Consider the following 21,108-nt stretch of genomic DNA (forward strand, 5'->3'; position numbering starts at 1 on the left):
TTTAAATAATGTTTATCATAAATAATTATTGCCCTAGGGTTATACAAACTGAACAATTTTTTGGGTAAAAAGTGTCATAGTAATATGCTAAAATGAATGGCAAGACTACAAGACTCGGGTATTGCTTTGAACAGGGACAGTTTAAAACAAGATATGCCAAAATAGCCTCCCTTATCAACTTCCCATAAACATATTTTCTTATCCGTAAACGTATCCCTGATCTGTGAGTTGATTAACGTTTAAGTGAAGATAATAACTAACTATTGATCTGCCTTCTGATCCTGGATAAAGATTGTGGTGTGATGCCCAAATAAGAAGCTACATCCGTTAATGATACGCGTAGGGCAATGTCGGCCTGACGGGCAACAAACAACCTATATCTATTGGCAGAATCCTGCCCCAAATAGGCATTTCGGATATTGATCTTGTCTATTAAAGCTTGTTGTGTAATCTGATCAATAAGTGTTTTAAGATATGGTACCTGTTCGTAAAGTTTCAAAAGTGTTGTTCTGTTAATACCTAAAACCTCACAATTGCAGGCAGCTTGTATACACTCTTCTGCTGGTATCTGCTTCTGGAAACTATTCAATATCGTACAAAATTGATTTTCTTTTAAAAAGTAATGGGTCACTTCATTCCCCTTTTCATTTCGGATAACGATCCGGAGTACGCCATCGACAATAAAAAAAAGTTCTTTACTAATACTGCCTGGCTGTGAGAGCGCTTCTCCTTCTTTAAACATTTTGGGATTAAAGGCTTCCAAGATATACTGTTCTTCTGCTGCCGAAATTTGATGGTAAAGTTTCAGGTAGCTGATAAGTTTGTTCGGCATTGGGATTTATATATGGTACAGAATTGAGTTGAACAAAAATACAAGCTCAGACCGTTTTTACCAATTGGTAAGTGAATTGGTCGTTGATATCTCAAAATTTGCACTTCAATTTACAACATCATGAAAATAAAAGCAAATGAATTTACACTGAAAGGAAAAACAGTGATCATACTAGGTGGAAGCTCAGGCTTAGGTTTTGCAACCGCACAGGCCGCAGCGCACGATGGTGCAAAAGTGATAATTGTTTCCGGTAATGAAAACAGGATTAATGAGGCGTTAAAATCCTTACCCGAAACCTGCAAAGGCTTTGCTGTAGATCTGAGTAAAGAAGAAAACATCAAACAGTTTTTTAATTCAGTCGAACCTTTCGATCACCTGGTATATACCGCAGGCGAAAATCTGGTATTGAACACGATTAATGAAACTGACCTCGATGATGCCCGTCAGTTTTTTACATTAAGGTATTGGGGTGCTTTTGCTGCAGTTAAATATGCAGCAAAGAAAATTAAGGCAGGCGGTTCTATTAATTTAACAGGAGGTATTGCCAGCCCAAGACCAAGTACCGGCTGGGGCGTAGCGGCCAGTATTTGTGGCGCCATGGAAGGCTTTACCCGTGCAATGGCTGTAGAACTAGCCCCAGTACGTATAAATTCGGTATCGCCGGGTGTGGTTAAAACCAATTTGTGGAATAGCATGAGCAATGAGGATAGAAATAACCTCTATGCTGGTGTAGGTGAACGTTTACCTGTAAAGCGCGTTGGAGAAGCCGAAGATATTGCGCAGGCATTTTTATACACCATGAAACAACAATACGGCACAGGGCAAGTAATTGTGGTAGATGGTGGTTCGGTATTGGTGTAAGCCACAATGAAGAAATCGTCATTTCGATCGGCTTGTAACGCAGTCTAGAAACCAGTTAGTGCTTAGCGAAGCTAAATCTACTGAGATCTCCCATTTCATTACTTTTAATCCAATAGCTCTAGGATCGAGATGACGACTTTCTGCAACTCCAAAATATCATGCAATTTGCCGTTTTAATGCTTTAAGTTGGGTGGCCAATAATACGCCTCCAAGAGCAGCGGTGAGAAAAATGCCTTCAAAAATCAACAATCGTTTTTTCTTTTTAAAGCCGCGGTAAAAGGTATGTGCTGCAATAACCCCCAGGCCAACAAATTCTATATCGCTTTGTACCCTTTTCGATGAATCTTTACTTTTAACCAGCACAATGCGCAATAATTTATCAATTAAACTGATGTTTTTAGAAACACCTTTTCTAATCTGTGCCTTACTTGCCGAAGCGCCCAATTTCTTAGCTGCAGTTTGTAATCCTGTAGTGGTGATCTCGTTAATCAAATGTGTTTTAGTATCGTTTTTTTCCATATCGCTTTCAGTAGGTTCTATTATTTCAACCCAATTTAAAAGGATATGGTTTTGATTATTTGAGAATGATGTAGACAGCCATTGTTATTTAAGAGAGAATTACCAGATCGATGTCTTTCATTGCCAGGTTTTTCAATAAACCATTAAAAACCGCCGTACGCAGAATGACCTGAAAAATATTAAGATGGGGTTTCCCGATGCAAATGGTGGTAACTTCTTTCTCATTGGCAATATCGATGATGGTTCTGGTAATCGCATTACTCTTTACTTTGATCACCTCGGCCCCAAGCTCGGTAGCCAGTTTAAAATGATTAATCAAATGGCGTTGTTTGTCTAGTTTAATACGCTCCATGCTTTCACTATCACTCTGCACATACAACACAATCCATGGCGATCGGTAATAAGAAGCCAATCTTGCTGTTTTCCTGATCACTACCCCTGCAGTCTCGGCATTAGAAGAAATACAGGCTAAAAAACGTTCGGGCCGAAGTTTGATTGATTTTGGGATTTCGGTCTGAATTTTCCGTTCTACCTGGTGCACCACCTCTTTTAAGGCCAGTTCGCGCAGCTGAAGAATTTTATCGGACTGAAAAAAATTGCCAAGTGCCCTTTCGATTTTCGATTGATCGTAAATTTTGCCTTCTTTAAGGCGGGTAACCAATTCGTCAGCGGTAAGGTCGATGTTCACGATTTCATCGGCTATCTCCAATATCTTATCCGGGATACGTTCGGTAACAGCAATACCTGTAATCTGCTCAATTTCTTCATTGATGCTTTCCAGGTGCTGAATATTTACGGCCGAGATCACGCTGATCCCTGCTTCGAGCAGGTCGAAAACATCTTGCCAGCGTTTGGTATTTTTGCTGCCCTCGGCATTGGTATGGGCAAGTTCATCAACAATAACAATCTCAGGATGGCGGTTCATAATCCCTTTCAAATCCATCTCTTCGATTTCCTTACCCCGATAAAAAATTTTCCTTCGTGGAATAATTGGAAGGCCTGCAACAAGGGCTTCTGTTTCTGCCCTTTTATGGGTTTCAATATAGCCGATACAAATGTCTACTCCATTCCGCAGCAGCGCATGAGATTCCTGGAGCATCCGGTAACTTTTGCCCACACCGGCACTCATGCCGATATAGATCTTGAGCTTTCCGCGCCTGGATTTTTTAACCAGATCCAAAAAATGCCTGACCGACTCTTCTTTTTGTTCTTCTTCCATGATGTTTTACCAGGTAACAGTCATTATTCCTTTTTCTATCAATATGGTGATGGCAACAATCATAACAAGGGTAAATAATACCATCGTAAATTTAAGCGAAATCTTTCTGGAAAGCAGTTTAAAGTATTTTTCCGTAGCATAACTTTTTTTGATGGCAGATGTTTTTTTCCTTTTTAATGAGCTTAATTTTCTCATCATTAACATTCCAAAGAATGCTAAAAACAGACTGAACAATATTTCTATGTAAGGATGCATTGTTTTTAATATTAAAAATCATTAATCTGTCATGTTGAGCCTGTCGAAACGCTTTACCATACATTTCGGTTAGTACTTCGACAGGCTCAGGATGACAAAACTAAAGCGTAATCGTCATTCCCGCACAGGCGGGAACCACCAAGTGCTCAGCGAAGCTAATCTAACACACCATACATTAGCATTAAGATTCCCAATCAAGTTGGGAATGACGACCTGAATCTTCCTAAAACGAAACCGCTATACTCGCTGTAAGGGCTGCGTTCGCATTTACCGCGGCGCCTTCTCTTGCAAATATTTTATCTTTACTATCGTAGGCTTTTCCTTCCAATCTGATTACTGCATTTGCTATGGGCGAATAATCAAGATTTAGCGAATAACCCTTGGTTTTAAAACCTTCTGGCGTTCCGGTTGCAATAAAAATTCCGTTTTTATCTTCATAGTATTCGAATCTTCCGGCAACTGCCCATTTTGGTGCAAATTTATATTGTAGTATTGCTACGGGTGAGATCACCTCGTTTTTATCATCACTTCCTTTTTGTTTCTGCTGGGTTCCATAGTCGAATCCAAGGGTTACGCCAAATTTATCGGTAAGTTGAAAGATACCATAAACGTTGTGGTAAAATCTATTTACCCTAACCGAATCAGCACCTTCTGTTCCAAGATAATTGCTGTAGTTTACCGTGATTTTATCAGTCGGTTTCCAGGTGAGTTGCAGTCCACCGGCAGGTTTATCATTCCCGTTTTGGCGGCTAATGCGCTGCCATCCGTTAAGGTAAAGTGCTGTTGCTGTAAATTTGCCATCCTTAGTACCATAAGTAACTTTCGCACCCGACTCGTAATAAGGGGTATTCTCTGAAGAAATATTCCTGGTGAGTACCCAACAGTCTTTCGAAACCGCACCTTCAAAACCAATATGCGAAGAAAAGATTCCGGCGTCAATCCAAAGGTTCTCTGATTTCGATAATTTTACGCCTGCATTGGCCTCGAAGATATTTTTTAATACCCCAGGTTCGGCAGCAAGATTGGCATTGGCATAAGTTCCAGCCATTACCGCTAAGTTTGCGCGGATATTTCCACTGTCATACGCAGCTTTAATAAATCCAAGGTTCAGGTTAACTTCGTTTGCACGGTTATGTGAATAAATAAACCCTGGGCGGTTATGGTCGGCCGGTTTGTTGAAATCGTATCCATAATAAGCCTCAAGATAACCTGTTACTTTAATTTTTGGTTCATCCTGTGCTTTCGCGAAAAATGTAGTGGTAAGTGTAGCGGCAAGTAATAATAATTTTTTCATCTGTATTCTATTTATTTTTATCTGATTGTTTTTATTGGGTAAAGCATGAGGCCCTTTTTTTATGTTTTGGGCCAAATGCATCGCTATTATTATTGTTTTGGGATATTGTTTTTGTTAAAGCTCCCTCGTTTTCGTCATTGCGAGGAAGAATGACGAAGCAATCTCTTTTGCTATCATAAGCTTTCAATATAGATTGCTTCAACCAATGAAAAATTGGTTTCGCAATGACGACTTTGGGAGGAAAGCTTCAATTAAAGTTCATCAAGGGCAAGGTTTAGTTTCAACACATTTACCGATGAAGGACCAAAAACACCCATGAATGGCTTAAGGGTATTCATCGCAACAAGTTTTTTTACTTTTTTCTCATCTATATTTCTGGCTTTTGCCACCCTCTGGATCTGAATGGCAGCACCTTGCTCAGAAATATTTGGATCAAGCCCGCTTCCTGATGCAGTAACCATATCGGCTGGAATATCTGATTTTTTGATACCTGGATTGTATTTCAACAAAGTATCGATACGCGACTGTACCTCTTTTAAATAGTCGGGGTTAGACGGGCCTTTGTTAGAACCTGCAGAACCCGCTGCATTGTAAGCAACTGCCGATGGTCTTCCCCAGAAATATTCTGGTTTGGTAAAAGATTGGCCTAATAGCGCATAACCTACTGTTTTACCATTTTTGGTAATTTTTTCTCCTCCACCTTTTCCGTTAGACATTTTGCCTATAAAGGCCACAGTGATTGGATATACTACGCATAACAGTACCAATAGGACTAGGGTTAAGCGGATGGATTGAATAATGTACTTTTTCATTTTATTTTTATTTTTATTTCTTTTGTTCGATTCGTCATTCCCAACTCGATTGGGAATCTTAAAGCTCTTGCATTACGATTCCCGCCTGCGCGGGAATGACGAACTCTCTTATACAAATAAGCCGACCAATAAATCGATTATTTTAATCCCAATAAATGGGGCTACTACCCCACCAATGCCATATATAAACAGGTTTCTGCGTAATAAAGCAGTTGCGCCGATAGGTTTGTAAGCCACACCTTTTAATGCTAACGGGATCAGGATCGGGATAATGATGGCGTTAAAAATTACTGCCGACATGATGGCTGATTCTGGTGAGTGCAGGCCCATAATGTTCAGGCTTTGCAAGGCAGGAATGGAAGCAATAAACAATGCCGGAACAATGGCGAAATACTTGGCCACATCATTCGCAATGGAAAAAGTAGTCAGTGTACCGCGCGTAATAAGCAGTTGTTTACCGATTTCTACGATCTCGATGAGTTTAGTAGGGTCGTTATCCAAATCGACCATATTACCTGCCTCTTTTGCAGCCTGCGTTCCACTATTCATGGCTACACCAACATCGGCCTGTGCCAAGGCAGGTGCATCATTAGTCCCGTCCCCCATCATGGCTACCAGTTTACCTAGGGTCTGTTCGTCTTTGATGTAGTTCATTTTATCCTCGGGTTTGGCTTCAGCAATAAAATCGTCAACACCAGCTTTCTCAGCAATATATCTAGCAGTCAATGGATTATCACCAGTAACCATCACAGTTTTCACACCCATTTTCCTTAAACGTTCGAAACGTTCGCTGATACCAGGTTTAATAATATCCTGTAGTTCGATTACGCCAAGCGCTTTTTCATTTTCAGATACGACTAGCGGCGTTCCTCCATTGGTCGCAATGGCTTTCACATGATTTTCGATATCGGAAGGAAAAATATTTCCTGCTTTTTCGACAATATTCCTGATCGAATCGAAAGCGCCTTTTCTAATTCTTCTTCCATCAAGGGTGTCTAATCCACTTGAACGGGTTTCTGCAGTAAATTTGATAAACGTAGATCCCTCGGGTGTGCCGACAGATTTAATACCCTGCTCTGCAGCCAGTTCGATGATTGATTTCCCCTCTGGGGTTTCATCGGCCAAAGAACTTAGCACACAGGCATCGGTAAAAGCTTTGATGTTTACACCTGCAGTTGGATAAAAATTGGTCGCTTTACGGTTACCAATGGTGATGGTTCCGGTTTTATCTAAAAGCAATACATCAATATCACCCGCAGTTTCTACCGCTTTACCCGATTTGGTAATTACATTGGCTCTTAGCGCCCTGTCCATTCCGGCGATACCAATTGCAGATAAAAGTCCGCCAATGGTGGTTGGGATCAGACATACAAACAGCGAGATCAGCGCGGCAATGGTAATCGGTGTATTGGCATAATCGGCAAAAGGTTTAAGCGTTACACATACAATGATAAACACCAGGGTAAAACTGGCCAATAAAATGGTTAAAGCAATTTCGTTTGGTGTTTTCTGGCGCGATGCACCTTCAACCAAAGCAATCATCTTATCTAAAAAGCTTTCTCCGGGAGCTGTGCTCACCTGAACTTTAATCTCATCAGATAAAACTTTTGTACCGCCTGTTACTGAAGATTTATCACCTCCGGATTCGCGTATTACAGGAGCAGACTCGCCGGTAATGGCCGATTCATCAATGGTGGCAATACCTTCAATAATTTCTCCATCAGTTGGAATGGTATCGCCTGTTTCGCAAATAAATACATCGCCTTTTTTTAACTGGTTGGATGAACGGATTTCGATGGTTCCGTTAGCCAAAAGTACTTTTGCAGGTGTTTCTTCCCTTGTTTTACGAAGACTGTCGGCCTGAGCTTTTCCTCTTGCCTCCGCAATAGCCTCGGCGAAGTTTGCAAACAACACGGTAAGCAAAAGCACTAAAAAGATGAAGAAATTGTATAATGGCGATCCTTGCCCACTGTGGCTAAAAGAGTATACGGTAACATACGCCATTACCAGTGTTCCGATTTCGACGGTAAACATAACGGGATTACGGACCATTACCCTTGGGTCAAGCTTGATGAAAGATTGTTTTAGCGCGGTCTGCACCAAGGCAGGTTCGAACAATTTATTATTGGGTTTCATTTTCTTTTAATTTATTTATTGATTGTCATCCTGAGCTTGTCGAAGGACCTTTGATGAATGCATTTCGACTATTTGTCCCGATTTTTTATCTGAAGGCTCAAAGTGACAACTCTCATTTATTTAAGCATGGTAAAATATTCCGCCAACGGTCCTAAAGCCAAGGCAGGGAAATAAGAAAGTGCATTTAACACTATAATAACCGCAAAAGTCATCAGGGCAAAGGTTTTGGTATCTGTTTTAAGCGTACCAGCCGATTCAGGAATGAATTTTTTAGCGCCTAGTAATCCAGCGATGGCAACAGGCCCGATAATCGGTAAAAAACGGCCTAGGAAAATCACAATACCGGTAGATAAGTTCCAGAAAATATTGTTATCTCCCAATCCTTCAAACCCAGAGCCGTTGTTGGCGTTAGATGAAGTCATTTCATAAAGCATCTCAGAGAATCCATGGAAACCAGGGTTATTGAGCCAGTTTTTAGGTTGCACTGCCCAAGCTGCATCACCATGGCTAGTAAAGATATAACTGGCGATCGCAGTTCCCGAAAGGATCAAAAACGGACTTAACAAAGTGATAATAGCCGCAATCTTAATCTCTCTGGCTTCTACTTTATGCCCAAGAAACTCCGGCGTTCTGCCCACCATCAAGCCTGAAATAAATACAGCAACAATCAGGTATATGAAGTAATTTAATAAACCTACGCCGCAGCCTCCGTAGAATGAGTTGATCATCATTCCAAGTAATTGCCATGTGCCTGACATTGGCATGGTACTATCATGCATGCTGTTTACCGAGCCGGTAGAAATAATTGTCGTCACAGTTGCCCAGTAAGCAGAGGCAGCCGGACCGAAGCGGACCTCTTTTCCTTCCATTGCGCCTGTTGTTTGCGAGATACCCATTTTGGCCAGTGCCGGATTACCGCCCAGCTCTGAGCTAAGCATAGGTAAAAGCAACATGAACAAACCAATGGTCATAACCCCAAAAATGGTCCAAGCTAGTTTTTTCCTGCGGATAAAATAACCAAATGCAATTACCATTGCAATAGGAATAATTACCTGCGCAACCAGCTCAACCATATTGGTAAAGTAGCTTGGGTTTTCAAATGGATGTGCCGAATTGGCTCCGAAATAACCGCCACCGTTAGTACCTAAGTGTTTAATGGCAATCAATTGAGCCGCTGGCCCTCTTGAAACATGTACAGTATCGCCTTGCAGCGAGATAAACTGATCTTTACCCTCATAGCTCGCCGGGGTACCGTTAAAAGTTAAGATTATTGCCATCACAAAAGATAATGGCAATAATAAACGGGTAATTGATTTAACAAAGAATTCCCAAAAGTTGCCAAGTTCTGTTGTTGTTTTATCTCTAAAAGCTTTGAAAAGGACCACCGCAGCCGCTATACCTGTTGCAGCGCTTACAAACTGAAGAAACATCAGTACGTATTGCTGAGTGAGGTAACTTACGCCACTTTCGCCCGAATAATGCTGCAGGTTACAGTTGGCAACAAAGCTGATAATGGTGTTGAAGGCCAGATCTGGCGTCATCGCAGGGTTGCCATCCGGGTTGAATGGGAGTTTATCCTGGAAGATGAGTACAAAAAAACCGTAAAACAACCACAGTATATTAATGGTAAGCAGTGCTTTTAACTGCTGTTTCCAGTTCATCTGTTCTTTAATGTTGATTCCGGAAAGCTTGTAAATACCAGTTTCCAATGGCTTTAAAAAATCTGTCCAGACTTTTTCTCCTGCAAAAACCTTTGCCAGGTATTTACCCAGTGGTATTGCGATGACCAGGGTGAGCAGGAAGGTGGCGATAATGCCTGTTAATTCAGTGTTCATTTTTTGATTTGTTAATTATCCTCCGTAGAGGAGAAAGGATTAAAATTTTTCGGGTTTGATCAGCACGTAGATCATATAGATAAATACGGCGATGGCGATAATGAATAATGCGATCATAATGTTAGATTTTTTCGAACCAGTCGATTGATTTGTAAGTAGCCCAGCAGAGCAGGATGAGGATTAAAAAAATTAGTATTGTCATGATATATTGATTTTACATGCCATTAGCCAACTCTTATACCACAAAAGAAAAACAAACCACAAACAAATGATTTACAATTAGTTATAAATAAAAAGAATTTTTAAATTTAAATTAGACATAAAAAAACCCTTCCATTTTGGAAAGGTTTTTTTCATTTGGGAAGACGATGATATTGTTGTCATCCTGAACTAAGCTCTGATCTTAGCCCTCACTAAGACCCCCACAATTTAATTCCGTGTTCTCCGGGTCTCCGTGGCAAAAACTATAGTCTTAGCGAGACGCTAAGACTAGGAAAGAGCAAAAACTAAATCCCTCCAATCTCTGGTCTTAGCGTCTCGCTAAGACCTCAGAATTAAATTCCATGTTCTCCGGGTCTTCGTGGCAAAAACTATAGTCTTAGCGAGACGCTAAGACTAGGAAAGAGCATCTCGCTAAAACCTCACAATATAATTCCGTGTTCTCCGGGTCTCCGTGGCAAAAACCAAATCTTAGTGAGAAGCTAAGACTAGGAGAGCTCCAAAGTTTCAAGTAAACTGATGTAAATATCAATCCCTTCTTCAATTTCCTCAATGCCAATAAACTCATCGGCAGTATGAGAGCGTGCAGAATTACCTGGCCCCATTTTTACTGAAGGCATATCTAACCAGCCTTGATCGGAGCTTGTTGGCGAAAGGTAAGTTTTCCTGCCAAGCGAAAGTCCGCTTATTACAACAGGATGAAGCATATCGATAAAAGATGGCTTTAATACATTTGGCCGCAAAGTAAAATGACATGAGGTATGATTGACAATGGTATTCACGATTTCTCTTTCGGTATAATTATGGTCGAAACGGATATCTACCGTAAAACTGCACTCAGCCGGAACAATGTTGTGTTGAATACCTGCCCTGATCTCTGTAACCGTCATTTTAACAGGCTGTGGTTGATCGTCCATAATAGGAAACAGATAATTTTTGAACCAGTCGATATCTTTAAGGGCATGGTAAATGGCATTATCGCCTTCCTCTCTAGCCGCATGGCCTGAGCGGCCTTTCGAAACGCAGTCTATTACCATCGAACCTTTTTCGGCAATGGCCATATGCATACCCGTGGGTTCGCCTACAATGGCAAAAGAGATTCCTCTAATTTCAGGTAATATGCTGCGGATGCCCAAGTCTCCCGAGGTTTCTTCTTCTGCAGTTGCCGCAAGACAGAGGTTAAAGGGAAGATCTTTTCGATCATAGAAATACAAGAAAGTAGCGGTTAAAGCCACCAGCGAACCACCCGCATCATTACTACCCAGTCCGTATATTTTTTCATCCTCTATAATCGGACTAAAAGGATCTCTGCTATATTGATCATTAGGTTTAACCGTATCGTGATGAGAGTTTAACAGGATGGTTGGCTTTGAAGTATCCAGGTGTTTATTGTAACACCAGATATTATTGTATTTCCTAAAAGTGTTTATGCCTTGCAGGTTTAAGAAAGATTCGATCTGATCGGCAGTTAGCATCTCATCGCCACTGATAGAAGGAATAGCGATTAAGGAGGAAAGGAGTTCGAGTGATTCCTGGTAGAGGTGGTTAAGGTCAGGACCTTCGGTAAGTTTTATTTTACTGATCGTGTTCATGGTAATGTGATTAGGTATTTTAAGAATAAATAACTTCCTGGTAGAGCTCAGCTTGCTGATAAACCACGGGCTGTGCATCAGCAAAGTATTCCGGATCGAAAAGCATAGCGGTACAGAGGCAATTGCATTTTTTCTTGCGTGTTAAAATATCGTAGTTCACACAGCTTTTGCAGCCTTCCCAGAAATGCTCATCGTGGGTGATCTCGGCAAAACTGACTGGCAGAAAACCAAGTTTGGCATTCATCCGCATAATTGCCGGGCCAGAGGTAATGCTAAAAATTTTCGAATTGGGATACAATCTTCTCGACATCTTGAAGATTCTGTTTTTGATGGATCTGGCTACTCCAGAATTCCTGAATTTGGGTGCAACAATAAGTCCTGAGTTGGAAACGAAACGTTCATTTTCCCAGGTTTCGAGGTAAGAAAAACCTACCCACTCGCCAGTATTAGTTAAAGCAATAACTGCCTTGCCAGCAGCCATTTTCTCAATTACCGAGGCTAAGGTTCTTTTTGCAATACCCGAACCTCTTGCGATAGCTGATTGTTCTGTTTCCTGTATAATTTCTTGTGCGTAATGTGCATCGCCTTGATCAGCAATGCGGACAAAAATGATGTGGTTATCCATTATGATTTAAATTTCATGCCAGGCCAATCACAAAGGGAATGCCCAAACCAGTATTAATAAACAAATAGCAGTTTAAACAATGATAATGGCCTTTATTTTTTTTCTTCGGCTAGCATATTTTGAAAGCACATTACTAAAATGGAAGGGTTAATTTCATTATGGTAAACTATTGCTCCATTTAATAATTCTGAGTATCAACAGGCCGAAAAACCTTATTTGCACATTACACGTATGTTAGTGAACCAAACAGACATATAATGAGAAAGGGCAGGATAATACACATCGATAAATCGGTTGGCTTTGGGTTTATACAAGACGAAAATGAACAGGAAATTGCATTTTGTTTAGCAAATCTTAACGAAAATATTGATACAGGTGACCTGGTAGAATTTAGAATCGAACTAATGGCGCATGGGCTAATGGCCACCAACCTTCGCCTATTATTACTTATTTAAATGCACGTTTTAAAATTATTTTTGTATATTATATATAGCAAGATGATTATTTATCAAAAAAGATCTCTTTTTGAACCTAAAATTTATAACATTATGCCCAATTCTAACAACAGTTCTTTTGTGCAGCCACTTCTCCAGTATATGGAACAATACCATAAACTTTCCAGTAGCCTTATTGCACAGTATGAAAAACATTGCTCATTGGTCATAGTCAGAAAGAATAAACACATTGTTTCCCCTGTCGACAGTAATGCAGCACTTTACTTTGTAAAAAGTGGCATTGTTCGTGGTTTTATAAAAGACCGCGCCAAAGATATTACCACCTGGTTTTGTTTTGGGAATAATATTGTAGGCGCCATTCGTCACCCTGATTTACAAGCTAACCACTCTGTAGAATATTTACAGGCTTTAGAAGATTGCGAATTGATCCGCATTCCTTATACGTTAATCGATTATGCCTACGCTCATTTCGAAGAAGCCAATATTATCGGGCGAAAACTGTTAGCAGTACATTACTATGCTGCATCCGAAAGATCTATCCTGGCCAGAATACCTAATGCGTTGCGTCGGTACCAAAAGCTTGCTGAAAGCGGAAAAATAGACTTAAACAAAATACCGCTCCGCTATCTGGCAAGCTATTTAGGAATGAGATTGGAAACCTTAAGCAGGGTAAGAAGCAAAGAACTGCATAGAACCGAAAATCGAGGCATTCCAGTATCAATAGAAGTGTAATACATTAAACCCCGCAGTTTAGTTTGGATGAGAATCCTCCAAAAAACAAAGCTCATAATAATGATCGGGCCCTTCTATTAATCAACTAAACCTTATAAATACTAGCCAAATATTTATCATTCAAAAGTAAGTCTAAGTGTATTAATTGAAAATTAAGTTAGAATTAAATGAAAGAAATAACTTAGCAATATCGAAAATATTCATAAATTAAAATCAAGTACAAGAGCAGGAACGCCCTTATACTGATTTGCACTATCATCAATAAAAGATGCTCAATAGATATTCCTAATATCCAATTGGTGTACAATTATAACGGCTATCCATCATAGTTCATAATTTTAGTCCATCCAGTACCCTACCCAAAAATATGCCCATATAAAAAACTAATAACCAGCACAATAAAATACAGTCGTTTTTTACTACTATCTAGATTTTTATTAGAAATAAGTAAACGTTACTGTCGATTGGCAGTCTTTATTTGCAATTGCCCTTATCCAGTGTGCGCTAAAGCCATTTGGAAATTCATAATTAATGGTTTGCCCAGCTTTGATTGAAAATGTTTTGTACGGATAGAAACCTGTTAGGTCGAAATTTACTTCTAGTTTGATATCCACATCTTTATCCGCGGTAATACTTACTTTTTTCTGATCATAGCCGGTCATTAAATAAGGTAATGAAGGATCGTTTGCTTTAACCCGGGTATTTTTCCATACGCCCCCCTTGCCAACAGCTTTACCCATTTTCCACAGGTCGTCTATACCGCCGTACCACAATCCATTGGTTACGTTTCCGAAATAATGTTCATCAGGTTTGGCTGCCGTTTTAGTACCGCTTAACACCAATAAACCTCTCCAGGTACAAAAATCGACAATCTTTTTATTGTGGGTGGTAATTGGCCGAATAGCATTGAAACCCGATTCGCGGCCAACTTCGTAAAAAGTCCCCTGAATGTTCAGCATAAAACGTTCTGATTCTACTTCTCTCTTATCACGATATAAAAACTGTTCATAATCTGCAGATCCTTTTGGCAAACGGAAAGTACCTGTTTTATCTTTGATAATAATTGATGCATCATCAACGCTGTATGTTTTCTTCAGCGCCAATAGTCTTTTCATTTGCTGGGTACTATCGGCAGTATTGCTTAAAAAATTCAACTTTTCATCCACCTCGGTGTATTGATTTTTCTCTTTTGAGATTTTGAGTACCTGCAGATTTTTGTTGTGCCCCGAAGGCCGGATCAGGCTCTCATTAACTTCAGTCTTTTCATTTATATCAACCAAAGTGTTAAATATTGGGTCTTGAATTTTATGCATCTCCCCTGTAAAATGAAAGAATGCTGATGCATTGCAATTTTTGTTTGTTTTAAACCGAACCCAGGTTGCTTTAAAATCGGCAGGAAAGATAAAATACTGGTAGGCATTGGCTGCAAGAGCTACGATTTTATAATCTTCCCATTTGTTATTGCCTGTTTTATCAATCTGGATCGTAAAACTAACGGCTTGATTTGATTTTTGAGAAAGGTGCAATACCTTCTTGTTAAAACCACTGATCAAAAACGCATCGGAAGGTATATTTGCCTGCACATTGTCATTATCCCAGGGGCCACCCCACCCTGTTGCACCGCCCCAGTTTTTCAGATCGCTCCATTGCCCGAACCACAGATTGGACTGAGCCCTGCCAGCCATAGGATTTTCTAGTACTGTAGTTTCGTCTGTAGCAATTACAATCTGATTATTCCAGCTACAAAAATCGGGAATATAGCGCAAATGACTGTTTACAGCTTCAATACCACTACTGTTTGCACGTGAAAATGTCTTAGGGAAATCGTACATCATGCCATGCATATCCATCAGCATTTTGCCATTGCCAACTTCGCGAATGCGCGGCCATTCAGTATACCACCCCCCTCTATGATCGTATGTATGGGCAGCTTTAGGCAAACGATAGGTATACCATTGCCCTCCATCTAATAATTTCAGCATGACAGAGCGTTTATCCCAGCCAATGCTCCACAAAGGGCTTTTATCTGTTGGCGAGCCATAAATACCGCCCGGACCTGTAACATCCGTAAACTGTCTGCGCTCGATAATTTTCCAGGTTTTGCCGTCCCAACTCGCCAAAACACCTTTTTCTTCATCGTTTTTGGGTAAATCGCCTGCTTCGAGCATATCTTTTGTGAGCTTAAAAACAGCTTCTTCTCCATTATTGGCCACAACAAGTTGGCCTTGGGCGGTATATGCACCTTTACCATGCCAACCAGGTACAGGTTTGTTAAACAATTTCTTTACGGCCAGGCTATGTACGTTGGTTTCGTATAACATTCCCTCCATATCATAAAAATAAACCATATTAACAGGATCGGTAAGGTGGCGTGTAGTTGCTGTCATTCTACCAGGCATCACCGAAAATGGAATAACCCTTACTTTACCTTTATCATCAATAAAATAGTTACTGGTAATTAGTTGATTTGATTCTTTGTGGATCATCCTGTTTGCTGGCGTACCGCCAATACTTTCGGGGTGAACAGTAACATTAAGGTTCTTATCAATGCTATATAATTTATCAGAACTTCCTTTGGGCATGTGTGGTGAATAAGTTACCATCCAGAGTTTACCGGCCCAAGGTGTAATGGCACCAATACCATTTTCACCACCATCGCCATAACTTTTAATTGCTCCCTTTTTAAGCCAGTCTTGCTTGTCCCAGCTCTCGTTAAATGTTGCTAAATGCGGGTAAATCCCGCTCACCTGTAAGGGTTTTTGTGCATGGGCCAAATGGACCATGAGGATGGCAGCGCTTATTAAAGTGCTACATTTTAATATCAGGTTTTTTTTCATGTGCATGGTTAAAGCAGCCGAAAGGGTTTACTTCCGGCTGTGATCTATTAGTAATTCGGGTTTTGTGTTAATTTAGGATTTGCCCTCACCTCAACAGCTGGTAATGGCCATAAGTATTGTTTCGATTTATCAAAGTTGCGCTGAAATAAAACTTTAACATCTGCGCCAAAACCGCTATAATCGGCAATACCATCGTCATCTAATGGTGTAACGCCTGGGAAAGGCCATTTCGCTCTATTTTGGTTTAATGGATCTGGTAAGCCAATAACAGGACGTGTGAGTGCTTTTTCTGCCAATTTCCATCTAATCAAATCCATGTAACGCAGGCCTTCAAAAGCAAACTCAACCCTACGCTCTCTTCTCACCACATTTTTTAGTTGGGTTAAATCTAAAGTAGTAATTGTTGGATAAGAGGCCGTTTGAGTAACAGGTACACCATATGCCCTGGCCCTAACTTTATTGATGGCATCTAGTACCGTTGCATCAGCCTGCCCCAATTCAATTTTTGCCTCCGCATAAGTAAGTAGTATTTCTGCAAAGCGGATAATGATGGCATCATTATCTTCCTTATGTGTATCAGACCAACTCTGAGATACACCTTTTTTAAATACAAAACCGGTAAAACTTGCAAAAGGTGCGACAGCACGCGTATCGTTGTTGGCTACTTTTCGGCCTAACTTATTGCTCCATACCTGTGCAGAATCGGGGTGTGGATTATAATTATAGCCTAACCAGTAACTAGTACGCGGCACCACTGTTGAAGGAGTATTATTATAAAATGGTACTATGGTAGCGATTAACCGTGGATCGCGGTTGGTGAAAGGATCTAATGGATTGTACAAAGAAGATTCATCAATTGGTTTTCCATCTGTACACTCGAACGCATCTACCAATTCTCGGGTTGGCAAGGTAGCACCAAAACCACCAGCATTACGTGTTAAGATGTCATCTGGTACACTAAATACCTGTTGTGTTTGGTCTCTAGGTATGCTGAATATAATTTCTGCACTTTGCTCGCCAGCTAATTGGAAAAGGTTATCATAGGAAGCGTTCAATGTATACGCTCCAGCTCCTGTTAAATTCATAACCGCTAACGATGCTGTTCTGGCAGTTTCCCAATCGCCCATATATAGAGCAGTACGTGCTTCTAAGGCCAATGCTGCACCTTTAGTTAGTCTTTTTACAGCCGTGCCATAAGTTTGAGCCAAATTTTGTATAGCAAACTCATATTCTCCTTTTAAAAAAGTATAAATATCAGTTTTACTGGTTTTATTTATATTTTTTGCCTCTTCTATGGTTAGCGTTTTGGTATTTAAAGGCACATCACCAAAATGAGTTATTAATTTGGTATATTGGTATGCCCTGATTAATCGCATTTCTGCTTCTAACCTGGTGATAATAGCCGCAGGTGTACTAGCTGCTGCCCGATCTTTATTTTCTAAGAAGGTATTTACCCTTGCAATGGCCTTATAACAGTTTAAATAGTAGGTTTGTACATTGGCATTATCAGAGGCCAGGCTACCTGCTATAACAGGATTACCACCTGACCCACCCCTATAAAAACAATTATCAGAGAAAAATTCTTCCCATGTACCAGTTGCAGTCTTAGCTGAGGTCCAAAAATCTACCCGATATAAATCATTTACCGCCAATTCCAGTTCATTTTGGTTAGTATAAAAGCTGCCCGTAGCAGGACTGGATGGATCTGATAAATCAAGTTTTTTGCATGACGATGCGGTAACAAAGCCTATCGCCAAAAATGTATATATGATGGTCTTATTCATTTTGTATAGATTAAAATTTAACACTTATACCACTTAGAAATGTAGTAACGATAGGATAGTTTGCATTGCCAGATTCAGGATCGGCATATTTAGGATATTTACTACCAGTTAAGAAATCGTTAGCAGAAATATATAGGCGTACAGATTTAAGCCCCAGTTTTTGAAAAACATTATATTGATCAAAAGTATAACCAAGCGTAACATTTTTTAACCTGAAATAAGAACCATCAAACAACCAAAAATCTGATGAAGCGTAGTTATTAGTGGCATTCGTATTGGTTAACCTGGGCAAAGTTGCCGCCAGGTTTTGCTCAGTCGTATTGCTTTTGCTCCAAAAATTGCCTTCTAAATAAGTTGGGAAATTACCAAACTGTTCCTGGAAAGGCCGCACAATATCATTGTTCAATCGGCTTAGTTTTTTGCCTACTCCTTGAAAGGTAATACCAAAATCAAAGACTTTGTAACCTAAATTTATATTACCACCGTATTGGTAACGGGGCAATGATCCGCCCAATAACACCCTATCGTCAGCATTAATTATTCCATTGCCATCTATATCTTTATAACCAATATCGCCAGCAGTTACTGCAGCGCTGGTTTTTGCTGTACCTGCTGCTGGGGCCGTTTGATAAATACCTGTACTCACATAACCATACCATTCGTTAAACTGGCTCCCCTCCTTATTAACTAGAGTACTACCACTTTCTTGGCGTGTACCACTCATGTTTTTTATTTTACTTTTAGCATCAGAAATATTAAAACTAGCACTATAAGTAAAATCGTTAATTTTATCTTTCCAGTTTAGGCCAAGCTCCCAACCACTTACATCAAGTATACCCGCATTTTGTTGTGGTTTATCGTAGCCCATATTTAATGGAATATCAAGCAACAACAAAATATCCTTGGTGCTTTTTTTGAAATAGTCAGCAGTAAGGTTTAATCTATTGTTTAAAAACGTGACATCCAATCCCACGTCTGTAGAGCGTGTGGTTTCCCATCGGATATCATTCACCGCATAGGCAGTCTGGCTTCCAGAACTTAAAGGAACGAGTACACCATTTTGATAGAATAAAACATTTCTGAGATCAATATTGGCCTGGTAAGGATAATAAACTTGCGCCCCTCCAGGACCATTACTGATCCGTTGGTTTCCAACCTCCCCATAGGATGCTCTCAATTTTAAGAAATTAATCCATTTTGCCTCTTTTATAAATTTTTCTTCTGAAAGCACCCAGCCTGCTGAGAACGAAGGATAGGTTGCACTTCTAAAACCTGGTGCAAACCTTGAAGATTGATCTAACCTTAAATTTGCCTGAAAAAGATACTTACCCATAAAATCATAACCCACACGGCCAAATACAGAGTGTAAACTTTCCTCGGTTGCACCACCAGCATTATCACGTAATGCAGTTGAGCCGACTGTTAAATAAGGAAAATCTAACAAAGGGAAGCCATCTCTGCTTGCGCTAAGTGATTCAGCATTAGAATAAATGCTTTCGTAACCTGCCAGAGCGCTAAAATTATGTTTGTTATTGAAAGTTTTGGTGTAATTAGCCAAAAGTTGCCCGGTAATTTGGTAAATTTCATCCCTATCCTCGTCTAATGTGGTAAGCGAAGTGTTGCTTGCCGCACTCGGGCTACCATCGGGATTGGTAAAGGCGATTTTCTTTGAAAATGCCTTACTCTTATTAAAGTCGAAAGTTGGCGCAACAACCGCAGTCAATGTTAAATTATCAATCGGTTTAAAGTTTAACGCTAATCTAGCTTGAAGCTGGTTAGATTTTGAGGTAGTTATGCCTCCTTCATTTAGTTGTGCTAACGGGTTTCTTCCATCTTTTGCAAGGGCATAAGCGCCGTTTGTATAGTAAGCTGCATATACTGGAGGCATCACCCGTGCTTCGTAAATAGGTGTTTGGCCACTAAAAGGATTAGTAACAGGAGATAGGTTATTTAAACGCCGAAAGGCCAAATCTGCAGTTGCACTAAATTTATTACTGATTTTAATATCGTTGTTTACCCTAAATTGATAACGTTCGTAATTATAATTATCGTAAAATGCCCCTACATCCTGATAACCCAGCGAAACTTTTGTTTTTAACTTTTCAGTCCCAGAGGTAAACACCAAATCATGTTGCTTTCTTGGAGCATATTTATTTGTCATGATTAGGTGCTGCCAATCGGTATCAGCAAAAGGAAATTTATCTGGAGTGGCTGATCTGTTTTTTTCGAAATTGTCAATCGCATCCTGTGCATACGGACCTGTTGCGGCACCATCATTAACAGCTTGTTCATTAAAGTAGCGCATGTATTTTGGCGAATTTACATATACAGGCAGGGCTGTTGGCTTTTGCAAGGCGTACTCGAAATTGTAATCTATACTCGAAGCACCCGTGGCACCACGCTTGGTCGTGATTAAAATTACACCGGCAGCACCCCTGGAGCCGTATATTGCGGCTGAAGCTGCATCTTTTAATACACTCAACGATTCAATATCATTTGGGTTAACCAAATCCATGCTGTTCACTGGTATTCCATCAACAACAACTAAGGGGCCGTTGGTGTTAAGTGTAGTTACACCTCTAATTTGTACCGTAGCGCCAGCCCCTGGTGCCGAACTGCTACGTGTAACACTTACACCAGGAACTGCGCCCTGCAAAGCTTCTGATACTTGCAAGGTTTGGCGGTTTGTAATGTCTTGTCCACTAACAGTTGCTATTGCCCCCGTTAAATCTTTTTTCTTCTGTGTACCATAGCCAACTACTACAACATCATTTAAGTTCTTCGTGTCGGCCACTAAGCTGATGATAATACTAGTACCTGTTATTGAAATGGTTTGTTCCTGATACCCGACATAGGTAACCAACAGTTTATTGGTACCGTTAGGAACATTTAAGCTAAACAGTCCGTTAGCGTCAGTTGTGGTACCTGTTTTTGCTCCGGGAATACTAATTGTAACGCCTATAAGACTTTCTTTGGTAGCAGCATCAATTACCTTTCCGGTAACCAATTTAGTTTGTGCTTTTAATGCATGGCAAGCGCAGAAAAAGAGCACAAATAGGAGTAATTTTTTTTTCATTAAATTTGGTTAGTTTTATAAAAAA

At 40.1% G+C, this 21,108-nt stretch carries 17 protein-coding genes; 3 read left to right on the forward strand and 14 right to left on the reverse strand.

Annotation, left to right across the window (positions count from 1 at the left end):
* Positions 1-256 precede the first annotated feature (256 nt).
* Positions 257-832 carry a Crp/Fnr family transcriptional regulator gene (locus tag AC07VK_RS23290; RefSeq protein ID WP_492954225.1) on the reverse strand — a complete coding sequence of 192 codons (576 nt, stop codon included), beginning with the start codon at positions 830-832 and terminating at the stop codon, positions 257-259.
* A gap of 120 nt (positions 833-952) precedes the next feature.
* On the opposite strand from AC07VK_RS23290, the gene AC07VK_RS23295 reads away from it, so the two are divergent.
* Positions 953-1,693 carry an SDR family oxidoreductase gene (locus tag AC07VK_RS23295; RefSeq protein WP_492954224.1) on the forward strand — a complete coding sequence of 247 codons (741 nt, stop codon included), beginning with the start codon at positions 953-955 and terminating at the stop codon, positions 1,691-1,693.
* A 156-nt stretch (positions 1,694-1,849) separates the two neighbouring features.
* On the opposite strand, the gene AC07VK_RS23300 is transcribed toward AC07VK_RS23295, so the two are convergent.
* The 10 genes from AC07VK_RS23300 to AC07VK_RS23345 form a co-directional block, all read right to left on the reverse strand.
* Positions 1,850-2,212 (reverse strand): hypothetical protein, encoded by a 363-nt coding sequence (locus tag AC07VK_RS23300; protein WP_492954223.1) that lies wholly within the window; start codon positions 2,210-2,212, stop codon positions 1,850-1,852.
* Positions 2,213-2,300: 88 nt separating this feature from the next.
* Complete coding sequence (locus tag AC07VK_RS23305; RefSeq protein ID WP_492954222.1) at positions 2,301-3,431, reverse strand: sensor protein KdpD; 1,131 nt, start codon at positions 3,429-3,431, stop codon at positions 2,301-2,303.
* 6 nt (positions 3,432-3,437) lie between these two features.
* Entirely contained in the window at positions 3,438-3,686 is a 249-nt protein-coding gene (locus AC07VK_RS23310; RefSeq protein ID WP_492954221.1) for a hypothetical protein, read from the reverse strand.
* Between the two features lie 223 nt (positions 3,687-3,909).
* Entirely contained in the window at positions 3,910-4,980 is a 1,071-nt protein-coding gene (locus AC07VK_RS23315; RefSeq protein ID WP_492963178.1) for a porin, read from the reverse strand.
* Positions 4,981-5,231: 251 nt separating this feature from the next.
* Positions 5,232-5,792 (reverse strand): K(+)-transporting ATPase subunit C, encoded by a 561-nt coding sequence (locus AC07VK_RS23320; protein WP_492956258.1) that lies wholly within the window; start codon positions 5,790-5,792, stop codon positions 5,232-5,234.
* A gap of 108 nt (positions 5,793-5,900) precedes the next feature.
* Positions 5,901-7,928, reverse strand: coding sequence for a potassium-transporting ATPase subunit KdpB (gene kdpB / locus AC07VK_RS23325; RefSeq protein ID WP_492956257.1), 2,028 nt, complete (start codon positions 7,926-7,928; stop codon positions 5,901-5,903).
* Positions 7,929-8,044: 116 nt separating this feature from the next.
* Positions 8,045-9,763, reverse strand: a complete 1,719-nt coding sequence (gene kdpA, locus AC07VK_RS23330) for a potassium-transporting ATPase subunit KdpA (protein WP_492963176.1) — start codon at positions 9,761-9,763, stop codon at positions 8,045-8,047.
* 39 nt (positions 9,764-9,802) lie between these two features.
* Positions 9,803-9,880 carry a potassium-transporting ATPase subunit F gene (locus AC07VK_RS23335; RefSeq protein ID WP_082035969.1) on the reverse strand — a complete coding sequence of 26 codons (78 nt, stop codon included), beginning with the start codon at positions 9,878-9,880 and terminating at the stop codon, positions 9,803-9,805.
* Positions 9,881-10,470: 590 nt separating this feature from the next.
* Positions 10,471-11,574, reverse strand: coding sequence for a M20/M25/M40 family metallo-hydrolase (locus tag AC07VK_RS23340; protein ID WP_492963174.1), 1,104 nt, complete (start codon positions 11,572-11,574; stop codon positions 10,471-10,473).
* Positions 11,575-11,593: 19 nt separating this feature from the next.
* A complete protein-coding gene (locus AC07VK_RS23345) occupies positions 11,594-12,199 on the reverse strand; it encodes an N-acetyltransferase (RefSeq protein ID WP_492963172.1) in 606 nt (201 codons plus the stop codon).
* A 257-nt stretch (positions 12,200-12,456) separates the two neighbouring features.
* Between AC07VK_RS23345 and AC07VK_RS23350 the strand changes: the two genes are divergently transcribed.
* On the forward strand, positions 12,457-12,654 hold the full coding sequence (locus AC07VK_RS23350) for a cold-shock protein (protein ID WP_492956253.1): 198 nt from the start codon (positions 12,457-12,459) through the stop codon (positions 12,652-12,654).
* Positions 12,655-12,747: 93 nt separating this feature from the next.
* A complete protein-coding gene (locus AC07VK_RS23355; protein ID WP_492956252.1) occupies positions 12,748-13,386 on the forward strand; it encodes a Crp/Fnr family transcriptional regulator in 639 nt (212 codons plus the stop codon).
* Positions 13,387-13,823: 437 nt separating this feature from the next.
* Here AC07VK_RS23355 and AC07VK_RS23360 read toward each other — a convergent pair whose 3' ends face one another.
* The 3 genes from AC07VK_RS23360 to AC07VK_RS23370 are packed head-to-tail and all read right to left on the reverse strand — an operon-like array spanning position 13,824 to position 21,083.
* A complete protein-coding gene (locus tag AC07VK_RS23360; RefSeq protein ID WP_492963170.1) occupies positions 13,824-16,223 on the reverse strand; it encodes a hypothetical protein in 2,400 nt (799 codons plus the stop codon).
* 47 nt (positions 16,224-16,270) lie between these two features.
* Entirely contained in the window at positions 16,271-18,007 is a 1,737-nt protein-coding gene (locus AC07VK_RS23365; RefSeq protein WP_492963168.1) for a RagB/SusD family nutrient uptake outer membrane protein, read from the reverse strand.
* Positions 18,008-18,017: 10 nt separating this feature from the next.
* A complete protein-coding gene (locus AC07VK_RS23370; protein WP_492963166.1) occupies positions 18,018-21,083 on the reverse strand; it encodes a SusC/RagA family TonB-linked outer membrane protein in 3,066 nt (1,021 codons plus the stop codon).
* Positions 21,084-21,108 lie beyond the last annotated feature (25 nt).

This window comes from Pedobacter sp. GW821-FHT01D05 (genome assembly GCF_059422505.1).